Below are 15075 nucleotides of genomic sequence, written 5' to 3'. Positions count from 1 at the left end.
GAATTAACAAAATTAGTACGGTAACATGTCACTACCAAAAATTAGGGGGGATCGTAGTGAAAAAGATTACCGTTATTGAACCCAATCTTAGTGAACAAAATCAGGAGGCTTTGGGAAAAATACGTGTTTGTGCATATTGTAGGGTAAGCTCAATGCACATGGAACAACAAAATTCATTTGAATCGCAGGTCAGCTATTATACCAAATTTATTAACAACAACCCAGAGTGGGAGTTTATAGGCATATATGCGGATTATGGGATTACCGGAACAAAAAAAGAAAAAAGACCTGAATTTATGAGACTTATTTCTGACTGTGAAAACAGGTTGGTAGATATGGTTATAACCAAGTCCATTTCTCGTTTTGCCAGAAATACTGCTGACTGCTTGGAAACTGTGAGAAAATTAAAGACATTAGGTGTTTGTGTATATTTTGAAAAAGAAAATATTAATAGTATGTCACAAGAGAGTGAATTAATTCTATCAATTTTAAGTTCATTGGCGCAATCTGAATCCTCCGAATTATCAGCTAATATCCGCTGGGCCAATCAGAAAAGGTACAAGCAGGGTAAATACCAAATATCATGCCGAAAGTTTATTGGATATGATTTTGATAAGGATAAAGGCCTTGTCATTAATAAAGCAGAAGCTGAAATAGTTAAAAGAATATTTTCAGAATATCTTGGAGGTAAAGGAACTAACAATATCGCAAAAGGGTTAAATAAAGACAATATAAAAACTGTTACAGGAATAAAGTGGTGCGGGTCTGGTATTAGCAGAATGCTGAAAAATGAAAAATACATGGGTGATGTTCTGCTGCAAAAGACTATTACTGCAGATAGCATTACTTTCTCTAGAAAAAGAAATAAAGGTGAACTGCCACAGTACTATATAAAGAATGATCATGAACCTATAATATCAAGAGAAGACTTCAAACGGGTTCAAGAGTTAAATGAAAAAAGGAAGAAAGAAAAAGGTGTAGATGAAAATGTAATCAAAAGGATGGGCAATCGATATCCTTTAAGCGGAAAGATAATCTGCGGAAATTGTGGTAAAACCTTTAAAAGGTCGATATTGAATTCAAACAAAAAGTATCGTGGTGTAGCATATAAATGCCAATCCAATATATATGAACAAACAGGACAATGCTATGCAAGTGCTGTTAGAGAAAAAAGAGTATACGAAGCTTTTGTAAAGCTTTATAACAAGCTGTATTCAAATTGGAAAACACTACTTACACCATATATGATGCATTTAAAATCACTTGTACTGCTTAGGGTGGATCAGGCAGAAATTCAAAAAATAAATAATCAAATAAATGAGCTGATAAGAGAGAAACATAGGTATTACTGTCCACCGGAAGCAGAGTATTTAAAGCCTGTTCTTTTAAGCCAAAAGATAAACTCGTTCAATGCAGAAATGAAAGAATTAGAGACAAAAAAACAGGCTTTAGCAGTATCGCTTATTGAAAAAGATATTTCATTATCAGAAACGGAGAAATTTATAGCATTTAATAAAAAGCAGCAAGGCTTGCTGGATGAGTTTGATGAAGATTGTTTTAGTATGCTGGTTGATAAAATTATAGCAAAGCCAAACAACTGCATACGCTTTTGCTTGAAAAATGGAATGGAGCTTGATGAATACATTGGAGGTGATGATAATGCTGTGTAGGAGATTTCCATTCGGATATACAAAGGGAGATGACGGACTGCCGGAAATTGATGCCGAAAAGGGAGCCTATGTTAAGAAAATATTTGAAATGGCTATGGAAGGAGTATCTCAAAATAGCATTGCTGAAATCTTGAAAAAAGAAGGTATCAGGTCACCACTGAATAAGGTTAATTGGCCGAAAGGCACAGTTGGCTCTATTTTAGAGAATAAGAAATATATTGGAGATGAGAACTTTCCCGCTATAGTATCAAAAGAAATGTTTGAGAAAGTGGGTCAAATTTGTAATGAACGAAAAAGGTATTATAATGCTTTAAATAAATATAACAATAAGAGCAATGCACAGTATCCCTTCAGTGGAAAAATCATATGCGGATTATGCGGGAGTACATTCATAAGAGCAGGGAGAAACATGAAATGTACACCGAAGAGATATGTATGGGTATGCCACAGATATGTTGAAAACGGTAGAGTTAATTGCAGTAGTGGCAAAATGGATGAATTAACTGCGGAAACCAAGTTTGTAGAAGCGCTGTGGGAAGTAAAAAAACATTTCGATAAGTACGTGGGAAATCTAGAGAATCCTTTCAAATTAGCAACAAATCAAACTATCTCGCAATTAGATACAAAAATTCAGAAATTGATTAATCAGCTCGAGAGCTTACCCAAAGACCAATCCGATTCAATGATAATTGAAGAAAATATCCGAAAGCTTCTAAAGCAAAGAACTGAGGAAGTATGGAAAATTGCAGGTATTGATGACTTTGAACATAAGAACACAAAATTAAAAAATGAGCTGATGAAACTAAAAAAGAAGCCGCAGGAATTTGATGGTGAAATATTCAGAAAAGTAATAGACCACGTAACGTTTTTGAGTAAAGACAGAATAGTGTTTCATTTTATAAATGGGATAGAGATTGAAAAGGATATGAAATGATGTTTGCTTTATAGTAGAGATGTTGAATTTAGAATTTGATAGATTTAATATACAGAAGATTAACCGGTTGGGGTATTGTTTTTGCCCTGACCGGTATTTTTTTGTGATTTTATTCTGCATTAATGATTATATTAATTGAAAAATAGAAATTCTAAGAAAAATCAAAAAGGAAAAGTTATAACTATGTTACCATTTGCAGGAAAATAAATATATATGTAGAATAATTTCTTATAAGTAATAATAATGGGAATGCGGTAAGAGGTTATTATATAAAGGTATTAAAGATATTTGATTTTGGTATTATGTGATAACTTAAGTTTAAATGCAATATTTGGAAAGGGTAGACTATGGATAAACCTTGGATAGATGGGCCTAAGGAATTACTTATGCATGCGGCAGAACATTTAAATAATAATGGCGACTTCGACAGACGAATAGCATTAATCTCGATAGATAATGCTGTTGAGTTAACTATTAAAACTTATTTATCTCTTCCTAAAAGGATAAGGAAAACGGAGGGGCCTAGCAGAAAAGAATTACAAGAAGCAGAGAACTCATTTCCAACATACTTAGATTTACTTGAAAAGTATGATGCAAAAAAAGTATCTGATATTAATATAGATGATATTGAATGGTATCATAGGCTAAGAAATCAATTGTACCATGCTGGTAATGGTATGACAATTGAAGTGTCAAAAGTCGAGGCTTATTTTGAAATAGCTCGAGGATTATTTGATAGCATATTTAACGTAAATATACTAAATGATTTTAAATTCGCATATACGACCAATATTGGCAAATTCATGGAAATATGGACTGGATTTGAGAAAAAATTAAGGTCAAGGTTGCCACCTAAAGGTGAGAAGTACGCTTACTACTGGAAACGAGATTTTCTAGCAAGCATTGATTCCAGATTAGTACCTGTTTTTAATGAAGTTATGGATTTTAGAGATAATGTTGTGCATGGTCAACTAGAGGCAACTACAAAAGATTATAAAGAAATAATTGATAAAATAGAATACATCAATAGCGCCTTATATTAAGGTCGAATACAATAAAAAATATACTTTCTATGGATAGACTGAGTATTATTAATATTGTGCTATTTTTAGGCTAATAATGAAATTTGATGTGCAAATTCCAAATTAATATTTAACTTAGTGAGTTAAGTATGAATCAATCAGTCTATGTCGGAGTAGAGGATGATTTTCATAGACTATTTGAAGTTGAAGATAGGGATGTTAATTATACAGAAGAATAGATTAGTAGATGCACGCGAAGAGATGGGATGTTGAATAAGTCATAAGGACAAGTAGGTGAAAATATAAAATGGCTTCTGTTATGCAAATCTGGCCAGATGATTACCAAAGTTTATGGGATATTAAATATCATGATTATGTTATAGAAGTTAAATGGAGTAAGATTCCATTTGAAGATTACAAAAGGCTAGCACAGGAATATGCTCAGTGTGGACATTTGATATTTGAAAATGTAATTGAAAGCGGCCATAACAACGTAAAATCAGATATGTGGTTTTTTTGTGGCATATTTCTATTGCGGCAAAGCATGGAACTTGGGCTAAAAGCATTGATTTGTAGAGTATGCAATAGGAAGAATGAAATTCAGAAAAATTTCAAAGATTGTTGTCATGATTTATGGAAGCTTTTTTTGCGTTATAGCGAGAAAGGCGAGAACTATATTTCATCTGATGAAAAGCAATGGTTGATACATTACTTGGCATCAATTGAAGAGGTTGATGAAAAGTCCGACATGTTTAGATTTCCTTTTGAAGATGCGTTTTTAGCACAATATAGAGACAAATTTCTAAATAACATATCAGTGGCAAATAACATGGAGCAAGCTTATCACTTAATTAAAAAATGTATTAATTGTGGGACATATGATCATGATTTCCAGTTTGAAGCCGAATGGTCGCCTGAATTTTTAATTTTAGCAAGTCATGGTATTGGTAATTGCTATTTGTGTGAACCAGTTTCAGATCATGGATTTCATACTAAAATTACGGGCTATATTCAAGCAGCAGACTTTATTTTTTCCAATTGTGAAAAAAATCACTTGGGAGAAAGGCTCTATCCACTAATTTTTCTGCTTAGGAACGCAATAGAATTATGTTTAAAGAGACTTTTTTATGCTAGTGTAGATAATGGTGTCACCAGGCATGTTTTTTTATCAAAACGAAGAAGCCATTTACTCAAAAAGGATTTATGGAAAAATGTGCGCCCAATGATACAACATTATGCTTCCGAAAGTGATGCGGATTTGAAGATTATAGATATTGTTGAGGATCAGATTTTAGAATTGGATGCCCTTGACAAAAATGGAGATTGTTTTAGATACCCCACTACATATAGCTTAGAATATCGTTGCAACGACAGAGAATTTGATGTAAAAAATGTATACGAATATATGAGCGCTGTAATTAATTTTTTAGAAGGCTGTGATTCAATGTTAGATGTAATTTCTGACTTTGAATCAGAAATGCGTTCATATTATAGTGATTGTTACGATTATTATGATTATTAAATCCCCAAAAAGCATCCTTATGCAAAAATAATTTCTGTGATAGATACAGTATAATTATGAAAAATAGGCTGCTAAATGTAACGGAATCTATTAGGTGGAAGCACCTTGAACCATAAATAATATTGTTGTGTGTTCGTTGGTTTAAAATATTGACTTAGTTATAGAATGTTTGTTGAAATGATGAAAACGGAAACATGGTTAAAAAAGCCGAACTGACCAAGTTCCTGAAAAAGACACCAATGTATGTATCTATTGCAGAAGGAGACCGACCGTAACAGCACCGGCAATGAGTGCCCTAGAAGGCATGATTTTTAAGTACTTATTTATAGATAATAACACATATCTAACAGTATTCAGTTCCCATATTTCATATTCCAATTAGGCTAGCACATAATTAGGAGGACTTACCTGCGAAGTATAGCTGACATACATCGCATGACTAAATAAAGGTGTAATAGTTTTCGAAGTGAACCAGAGAACCAGAGAGTACTGATGTCCTGAAAAAATACCTACATCCATATGAAGGATTATAGAAACATTTGTAGAATTTTACATATATAAGTTGCCAGGAGCAAGATATAAAACGACTACCATAGGTGTAAAAATGAATTTATGTGATGAAAGAACTGTTATAGTTGATCTGATTGAAAATTATGAAGAAGGAGATTATCTAGACTTTAAACGAGAGCCTTATGCCGGTGATAGTTTGATTGATTTCTTGAAAGATGTAGTAGCCTTTGCCAATGCCGATTGCACAAGAGACAGATATATTATCTTTGGGGTCGAGGATAAGACAAAAAAGAAGATAGGTATAAACCCAAATGCTTTACTAGACTCTGCCAGTTATCAGAAACTGTTATCAGAAAAGGTAGAACCTGAAATAGCTATTGAAATTGGTAGTATCGAATACCAGGAGTTAATATTCGGATTTATTAAGATACCGGCTTCAAATAAAGACAGACCCTATATATTTAAGGAAGAATATCAGAAAAAAGGTAAAAAAATAGATAAAGGGTTACTACTTATTAGAAGAGGCAGCTATAATACTACGATGAACAGGAGTGACCTTGATAAAATATACTCCGGTGGTAAATTTGAAGTTTCCTTTTACGGGGGTCTTTTATTTGTGGCACCTATACAAATCGAAAACCAGTCTAAAATAGATAATGAGCTTACACTCGGTCAAATTCATGTTCTGGTAAGAAATTTTACTGAGAGACCTGTAACAATTGATTGGGGAATACTAGAAATACTCGATTCACAGGGTAACCTCATATGTGATAATAGGGTAATGGGTATAGGGAGTTATCAAGGTGCTGATTTATGTGCCTATTTTAATCTGAACGATGAAAAGATACTACCATTGTTAACTGATTTCAATTCTACTCATTGTATAATTTTGAACCTTGATGATGATGGAACTGCGGATGATAACTATACACTAAAATTAACTCTTAAAGATTTGAGTGGAAATACTCATACAGCAATGCTTGAAAATTGCTTCATTAAGGCAAGGGGACCAGTATTACATAAAATACAACGAAAATATATTAATATGCGTTCGTACTTAAAGGTTAACTTTAAAGCGTTATTGAAAGCTATTAATCATAAAGACTATATGGTTATCGAAAAGATCATGCAATCATCTGATGTTGACTTTAAACTTGTGAAGGCTGATCATATTGCGAATAAAGAGGCCTTTCCTGAAACTCACTATATATATGAGTTAGTAAAGCTAGCAGTTGAAAAGAATGATGAAAAACTTCTTAACTACTTTAAGAAAATTGGTCTAGATGAAAGAATTATCCAAAAGGCTCAAGGGGTGGTACTTGATAATAAGCTTCCTAACAAAGACTTTAAGTATTGGGATGATATTCTCAAAAAGGAATATGAAGAGTTTATTGAAAGCAGAAGGTTTGATGAATAAAGCCAAATATACTCTATATGCCTATTAGGCTAATAACTGACAGCTCAAGTAAAGGAATGCTTTAGCGATAATGAGCAGTTCAAGCTATTAGTAAATACTAAAAATTATTATGCCTGAACAGCTTGTGCTATATAAAAAATCTACCCGTTGGTGCGCACAGTAGGCAGTCAAAGAAAGGTACTTGGTGAAATCTATGAATAATAAAGCAAATGAGACTGACACTTTTAATCTTCGTATAGATGGTGAATATCAAATTCAAGCTGAACTGTTGTCAAATATTCTATATGATATATCAAAATTGACTGAAATCATTGCAGATGAAGAAGGATCTAGAAATGGATATAAACTAAATGTAACTGCTTTTGAAAAAGGTAGTTTTGAAATAGTATTTAATCTGCAAAATATAATAAGCGGAATAGGTGTTTCAGCAAATATAATCACTTGTCTTGTTGGCGTATTTGAATTGAAAAAACACTTAAAAGGGAAAAAGCCAAGACGAATTTCTGAATTTGATGATAATACAATAAAAGTAGAAAACAATTATGGAAATACTATCATTGTTCCAAAATCAAGTGGGGTTGTAATTAATAATTACATGGCCGATTATCATGTTTCTAACATGTCTAATAATATAAAAATACATGATCAACAAGGTGGATTTATTATATCATCAAATGATGAATCATTAAGCTGTTCTTCCGAAGATGTTGAAGATTTATCAGTTAAGATTTTTAATACTGGAAATACAATAGATGAAGATAACTTATCTGAATGTAAAATTAGAGAATTACCAAAAAGAGAAATAAGAAAATTAGAATCGGCACAGCCTTACATTAACGTGTTTAATGCAGAGCTTATAATTAAAAAGCCCGATATTTTGGGAGATACTGCTTGGGAATTTTTATTAGGCAATAAAAATATCAAAGCAAAAATTCTTGATGAAGAATGGCTATCCAGATTTCGTGAGAATGCTTTTGTTTTAAAACCTGGCTGTTATATTTCTGCTTCTGTCCAAGCCTCATATAAAAAAGACTTCTATGGAAATCCAACTGGCAGAGCAACATATAAGGTAATTAAAGTCTATGGAAATATAAAAAACTAGAATAGAAAAACTACTCTTCTGCTCCAATATGAAAGCGGCTCACATTAAATTTTAGGAACAGGAGCAAGTGCGTGATTGGAGTGAGTATTAGATGAATATTACTATGGAAAAACTGAAAAAAGATGGCCTTCTATTGAAACAGATACCTAAAGATAAACAAACACCAAAAAAGTGTAAAGAGGCTATCAGTCAAAATCCCAAGGCATTGCAATATGCGTCCAGAAAATGTATTGATGCAGAAATTTGTTTGACTGCGGTTGAGAAGGATGCAAATGCATTTCGATATGTTCCAAAACAGTTTGTTACCAAGGAAATGTGTTTGCTGGCTGTTCAGTCTAATGCAGATTTACTTAATAAAGTTCCTTCTGAATTGTTAACGCTGGATATATGTTTACTTGCAGTAACAAATAAACTAGATACTTTGGCATATGTTCCTCAAGAAATAAGGTACGAGATATTGAATGAAGAAACCCCATCAGAACTTCTTGAGAGTATAGTTGAACATAATATTGACTGGCTAACTTATATGCCTGCATGCAAAAATGGTATAGATATTTGTATGGCATATATTAAGAAAGACTTCTCTGTCTCTAAGTACATGCCTGTAGCAATAAAGAAGAATCAAAAGATTTTAGATTATCAGAAATCTCAAGGGAAAATAAGTCTTCTTAGTAAATCGTACAATTCGGAAACTGGTTTATTTATAGCAAAAATAAAGGTGATTTATGAAAGAATACCATCCTTTTTGTGTGATAGCAGAATAAGAGAGTATTCGTATACTGTAATGGCGGAGTTTCAGAACTTTGATGAATTTTACAATTTTGTAGATGGCAATCTATGTGATGCTGAATTACGTACATGTAAATTCGAAGGCATCGACCTAAAGAAATACAACATAGAAGGAGCAGTTATTCATCAAGACGTTTTGGCAGAACAAGGACTGTTTGATGGAATATATTTTGAAGGACTGAAGAAAAGAATAGAGTTCACGGACTTATCTGAAGTGGAGAAAAACGAAATCTGTCTTCTGACTGGATTCAATTATCCAAAGCCTGTTGATGAGGATGGATATGGAAGATTTGATAACAACTACATACCATTTTTCTATGTGAGTGATATTCATCTGTGCCATAGAGTTTTACATAAGTTTAAACTAAGAGCATCAAAGGAAGAAGTTAAATGGTATGTTAAGTCTTTGGCGAAAAAAATGCTGGCATCGGTGGGAACATTTCCTAATGACAGTTACTTACTAATTGCTGGAGATACTGCTTCGGATTTTGAATTAGCAAAAATATTTTATGAGGAATTGGTGGGATTATGGAATCCCCAAAAGATTGTAGTCATACATGGAAATCATGAACTTTGGGATCCATGGGATGAAATTGAAAATAACATTCAGGTTTATCGTGAATACTTTAAAGGCTTGGGAATCACATTCCTCCATAATGACTTGCTTTTGATAAAAAATCGACATCGGCATTCTATACTTAGTGAAGATGAAATCCATGATCTTAAAATAGGACAATTAAGGAAACAGGCAAAGAAGTGTTCTGCAGCAATACTTGGAGGTATTGGATTTAGCGCTTTAAATAGTAAATATAATGCTATAAATATGCGTTATGGAAAGACTTTTGAAGAATCAACATCTGCGGAAGAGGCACTGGAAAAAGATATTTTTGAAACTCGTAGATTTGATAATATATACCGTAAATTGCTTCAGGCGCTTCCGGAAAATAAAGTTATAGTTCTTACACATATGCAGAAGTGGGACTGGAATGGAGACTCATATAATCCGAATTGGATTTACGTAAACGGGCATAACCACCGTAATTACTTTGATATTAGCGGTAATAAGGTGGTTTATGCAGACAATCAAATTGGTTATAAAACAGAAACAGTAGGACTAAAATACTTCTATATTAATAATGAATATGACATATTTGCATATTTTAAAGATGGCATTCATCCAATTATAAAGAGTCAATATATGGATTTTAATATGGGTAAGCTGGTGCAGATGTCTTTTGGAAAAGAAGATGGACAGATTTACATGATAAAGAAGAATGGAAAGTACATGTTCTTTATCCATTGCTTATATTCCAAGCAGTCCAAAAATAAATGTCTTTATCTTTTGGATGGAGGTAAACTGCGCAAATTGTCACGAGATAGACCAGAGGATTTACAATATTATTATGATACTCTTGATATCTATATAGAAAATGTTCATCAACTGCTAGACAAATACACAGGTGGGCAGAAAAAAATTTCAGAGTTTGTAAAAAGACTTGGAGGATCTGGAAAGATTCATGGTTGTATAGTAGATGTAGATAAACCTGGAAATTTTGAAGCATATTCTTATTGCCACTTGTTTGTTAATCCAACAGATGGAAAGGTTACACCTTACTTTGCTTATGATGTGGCATCTAGAAGAGTTTACAAGGATTTCAAGGCTTTATTAGAATCAGAGGAATCTTGTAAATTGTTGCAAGGTAATTATACAAGACTTGAAAAGGAAAAGAACTTAAATATGCCTGCATTAGAGTACTCTAGTCAGTCGGAAGAATGGGGAGATGAAAGTTCAATGTATGACGAAGGTAGCTATCTGTATAAGATTTCAAGAATAATTAAAAGCCTACAGTATGTTGCTGAAAAAAGCATTGTTCGAATATGGAATGAGGAACTACTAAATTATGATTTTGTCAATCGTATCAAAGAGGCAAACAGAATTGAGGACATGATTGACAATTCATTCATTGTAGAAATTGGCGGTGAGTAAACATTGATATGTTCCACGGACTGGCATTTTTGAAAAACTACCTTAAAATCAATTACAACAGACAAGTATGGGGCTATAGATTCAGATGCGTTCTGACTTTTATTTCTGATTCAAGTGCTTCCACTTAAATAGATTCTGTGACATTTTGTAACCTCTTTCCTCTATATGCTATCACAGAATTTATTTTTGCACCAGAACCGATTTTGAAAGTGCTCACAAATATCAGAAACGTAAAACGTAAAATTTGATATTGTAGCTGAATATTCTAAGCATATTTTGGTATTAAATTAGACAACATATTGAGTTATGATTTATTTATCATATATTTAATTATCAATTTTTGGAAGTGGGTGATATTAATTGCTACTTATTTTAGATGAGAGCGGTAGAACTGGTACTCAAAAATATGATCTCTGTTGGAATTTTTCAAAGCAACCTTATTTTTTATTATGCGGAGTTTTAATCCCCGAAAATAAAGTAGAAGTAATTGAAAATAAAATAAACGAACTACATGCACGTTATAAAATACAGGGTGAGTTCAAATCGACAAAAGAAACTGTTAAAAAGAACATTAATGAATTAACAGAAGAATTTTGGAATATTATTTACTCAAATGAATGCAAAATGCTAATTGAGGTTGTCAATAAAAAATTTTGTATTGCAATGCACATTGTTAATTACTGCATTATTCCTTATTATGACTTCCCTGAAGAACAGTATTATTCTTATGATGCAGGAGTATTACGAAGAAGCTTTGCAAATTATATATATGATAAAATTAGCGATAATCTTTTTGGCGATTTTGTTGAAATGTTTGATAGTGATAAAAAAGATTTAGATAAACTTAAAAGTCTTTGTTGCAGGTTAATTGATGAAGCTGACAATACAGATATTAAAGAGTATGTTGAAGATACTCTTGACTCAGTTAATAACTATAGTGAGTTGGGATTATCACTAAGACACCTTTTCCCTTTGGTAGACTATTACAAAAGTGGAGAATCTGCTGTTGCAGTATGTCCACATATTGATTCTTTTAATAACATATTATCTAGAACGGAGTCGATTAGTTTATCAAATGTAATTCACGACAAAATCAATGAATTAAGTGTAGCATTACAACAAGCAGCTGTACAACAAAATAGAGAAATCGAATTTGGAGACTCAAAAAAGGATGCATTGTTGCAACTTGCTGATTTTTGGGCTGGAACCACACGGGAAGCTGTAGAAAAAGTATTGTTAAATGGTGAAACAGGAAATAATATAATTTATGATATTATCCAGCATGATTTAAATTTCGTAAGTAGCTTTAATGAACAGGTAAAATTATTTCCAAATAATGATATGTTGTTATTATGGAAGAATTACTATGAAGATCTTTTCTTTTGTCGCAATTCCTAAAAAGGGTTTTGTTGCAAATAATACTTGAACAGGAATGATTTTTGTAATAGACGAGATGACTTTTATTTCACTAATACTTTATGCAATACCAAAAAGCTGGTTAATCAATATAACTTCATCTGTTATATTTGCCCTTTATGTATCATGTGAAGGATTTCAACTCCAGCAATAATTGAACAGGCAGAGTTGAAGTTTTAAAACCAAGCATAGAGTTGGTGACTTGCTTGATGTGCCTGTGATCCTGCTCGATTATAATGTCTAGGTGTTTGACCATGAGATGCTCTGCTTTACAAGATATTACCACAATATTGTTCTTCAATAATAGCAAATTTTGTGGCAGCATATTTATCAGTTGTGATAAATCTTGGGATGGAGTTATTAGGAGAGGAAAGAGCTCTTTTTAGAAACTTTTTGGTCGATTTTTTATCACAGTTCATAGACAACCAAAAATCTATAGTATTTCTAGAGGAGTCCACAGCACGATAAAGATACATATATTTACCACGGTTTTTTAAATAAGTTTAATCTAGATGCCATGAATCATTGCTAGATTTCAGGTGCCTTATAATATTTTTACTCATAATAGGCGAATATTGAGAACCCAGCGATAGATGGTGGAAGGATGTATACTTAGACCTCGTTCTTGCATTATTCAGATAAATCTCGAAATTAGAGACTGTATATTTCAAATACCAACGAACACAAAAAATAATGATGCTCGATTGTAGTGTTTCCATCTAAATAGATTTGATTTCATAAGGCATTTACTCCTTACCAATAATAGGATATGGTTTTAACATAGGTGTTGCAGAAGATTCAAAAGTTTTTGCAATAGAACCCTTAAGGGTGTAGAATAGTGTATAATCATATTTATGAAATATATTATAGAAAGAAAAGATATAGAATGAATTTTCTTATGATTCGTTCTATAAGGTAAAGCTATGATAAATTCTCTGTCAAAAAAAGTTATTCAACAAATAGAACAAGAGGTACAATTAGAAACTAATAATGAAGAGATCCATAATGTATATCATTTCACTAGCGTGAGTGCATTGCATTCAATTATTGAAAATAATAGTATTAGACTAACTGATTGTACATTTATGAATGATAGATATGAGTACATTGAATGTTTAAAAATGGTGATATCAACTGCAAAAGAAATGTTAAAAGAGCGAGAACCTAATACGAAATATAATGAAATTCTTATAGAAATGCAAGAATATTACAACGAACGAGTAAAAGAATATATTTCAAATCTTAATGATGGTTGGTATCGTTCATTTTATATTTTATCGATGAGTACCATAAGTGACTCTATACCAATGTGGAATTATTATTCAAATAGTTCGGGAATATGCATTGAATTCGACAAAGCAGAATTATATGATATGTTTAGTAAGAAAGTAGACCTAAGTAACAATCCTAAGGCAATGCGTGAAGTTAATATTCGGCAATTCAGATGTCTATATGATGAATCATCGAAAAAAAAGCTAATAAGAAAGATGATAGAAATATCGTTACCTGAAATTGCTGAGAGCTATAGTGTTGATGAACAGAAGAAACGGTCTGGCTTATATGTCTATTTTTCAAATACAATTCGTAATTTTTCACATATTTTTAAAAGAGCTGAATTTATTTACGAGAACGAGTATCGATTTGTAATTGATTTCTGTAAGAATACTAATCCAAAAGAAAAATTAGAACATATTGATAAAGGTTTCTATTCCACACCGGATACTATTAGATCATGCATAACAGTTAAATTTGATAAAAATTTACCTATAAGAGCTATTTACATTTCTCCTACTAATATAAATGAAACGGTGGTAAGAGGTATTAAACTGTTATTAGAATATTATGGTTATGATGATATTAAAATCGAAAAAAAGCAGATGAGTTTGCGAGCGAACTATTAGAATTAAGTATTTAGTTTACATAGTTGGATAGCTTTAGTCAACGAATTTACGTTCAAAAAACAAAATTCATTGGATATACCGGCAAAGCAAGGATATACTATGGCTGGTTCTGTTGCAAATAACGTTGGGAACTGAGTGGATTTTTGTAATAAGGCAAAATGACTTTTATTTCACTAATATTTTATGCAATACCAAAAAGCTGGTTAATCAATATAACTTCATCTGTTTTATTTGATGTGCCAGCTTGTCCTTTATATATCATGTGAAGGGTGGCAATAATAGAACAGGCGGAGCTGAAATGCGATGCTCTACTTTACAAGATAAGTTACCAAAATATTGTTCTTCAAATTACTCAGAATAGGCGAATACTGAAGAACCAAGCGATAGATGGTGTAAGGATGTCACTTAGGCCTCTTTCTTGCATTATTTCAGCTAAATCTCGAAATGAGAGACTGTATTTCAAATACCAACGAACACACAAAATAATGATGCTCGATTCGTAGTGTTTCCATTTAAATAGATTTGATTTTATAAAGCATTTACTCCTTACAAATAATAGGATATGATTTTGACATAGGTGTTGTAGAAGAGTCAAAAATTTTGCAACAGAACCCTTTTTTACGCGATACAATGGCTCCGCTGATAACACAAGAAACTAATAGTTATAAACTACTCAGAAGAGATATTTTTGGCATATAGCACCGAGGCACCCTACGTTTGATTTTGTAGAGTGCCTTGCTCATTTTCGGACATTATTCATCCACATCCATAATCAATCCGGACTTGAATTCCACGATGCCATTCG

Annotated in this window: 9 protein-coding genes and 2 pseudogenes; 9 read left to right on the top strand and 2 right to left on the bottom strand. The window is 32.3% G+C overall.

Annotated features, from left to right (window positions below):
• Window positions 1-56 precede the first annotated feature (56 nt).
• From EHE19_RS16965 to EHE19_RS16930, 8 genes are all read left to right on the top strand, one after another.
• A complete protein-coding gene (locus EHE19_RS16965) occupies window positions 57-1670 on the top strand; it encodes a recombinase family protein (protein ID WP_137698972.1) in 1614 nt (537 codons plus the stop codon).
• Complete coding sequence (locus EHE19_RS16960) at window positions 1660-2604, top strand: recombinase family protein (protein WP_171003647.1); 945 nt, start codon at window positions 1660-1662, stop codon at window positions 2602-2604. The genes EHE19_RS16965 and EHE19_RS16960 overlap by 11 nt, the downstream gene beginning before the upstream one ends.
• Window positions 2605-2951: 347 nt before the next feature.
• Window positions 2952-3647, top strand: coding sequence for a hypothetical protein (locus tag EHE19_RS16955; protein ID WP_137698974.1), 696 nt, complete (start codon window positions 2952-2954; stop codon window positions 3645-3647).
• Between the two features lie 286 nt (window positions 3648-3933).
• Window positions 3934-5148, top strand: coding sequence for a hypothetical protein (locus EHE19_RS16950; RefSeq protein ID WP_137698975.1), 1215 nt, complete (start codon window positions 3934-3936; stop codon window positions 5146-5148).
• Window positions 5149-5752: 604 nt separating this feature from the next.
• Entirely contained in the window at window positions 5753-7075 is a 1323-nt protein-coding gene (locus tag EHE19_RS16945) for an ATP-binding protein (protein WP_137698976.1), read from the top strand.
• A gap of 193 nt (window positions 7076-7268) precedes the next feature.
• Window positions 7269-8177, top strand: coding sequence for an LAPAL motif-containing putative phage structural protein (locus EHE19_RS16940; protein WP_137698977.1), 909 nt, complete (start codon window positions 7269-7271; stop codon window positions 8175-8177).
• Window positions 8178-8268: 91 nt separating this feature from the next.
• Window positions 8269-10953, top strand: a complete 2685-nt coding sequence (locus tag EHE19_RS16935; protein ID WP_137698978.1) for a DUF4116 domain-containing protein — start codon at window positions 8269-8271, stop codon at window positions 10951-10953.
• Window positions 10954-11313: 360 nt separating this feature from the next.
• Window positions 11314-12351, top strand: coding sequence for a DUF3800 domain-containing protein (locus tag EHE19_RS16930; protein ID WP_137698979.1), 1038 nt, complete (start codon window positions 11314-11316; stop codon window positions 12349-12351).
• A 287-nt stretch (window positions 12352-12638) separates the two neighbouring features.
• Here EHE19_RS16930 and EHE19_RS20185 read toward each other — a convergent pair.
• Window positions 12639-12860, bottom strand: a pseudogene (locus tag EHE19_RS20185) (DDE-type integrase/transposase/recombinase); the annotation flags it as partial.
• A gap of 432 nt (window positions 12861-13292) precedes the next feature.
• On the opposite strand from EHE19_RS20185, the gene EHE19_RS16920 reads away from it, so the two are divergent.
• On the top strand, window positions 13293-14270 hold the full coding sequence (locus EHE19_RS16920) for a DUF2971 domain-containing protein (protein ID WP_137698980.1): 978 nt from the start codon (window positions 13293-13295) through the stop codon (window positions 14268-14270).
• A 376-nt stretch (window positions 14271-14646) separates the two neighbouring features.
• Here EHE19_RS16920 and EHE19_RS16915 read toward each other — a convergent pair.
• Window positions 14647-14802, bottom strand: a pseudogene (locus EHE19_RS16915) (IS6 family transposase); the annotation flags it as partial.
• Between the last annotated feature and the right edge of the window lie 273 nt (window positions 14803-15075).

Origin of the sequence: Ruminiclostridium herbifermentans, from assembly GCF_005473905.2 — a bacterium.
Taxonomy (GTDB): domain Bacteria; phylum Bacillota; class Clostridia; order Acetivibrionales; family DSM-1351; genus Ruminiclostridium; species Ruminiclostridium herbifermentans.
The sequence above is the reverse complement of the archived record's forward strand: the minus strand, read 5'-3'. Positions and strand labels throughout refer to the sequence as shown.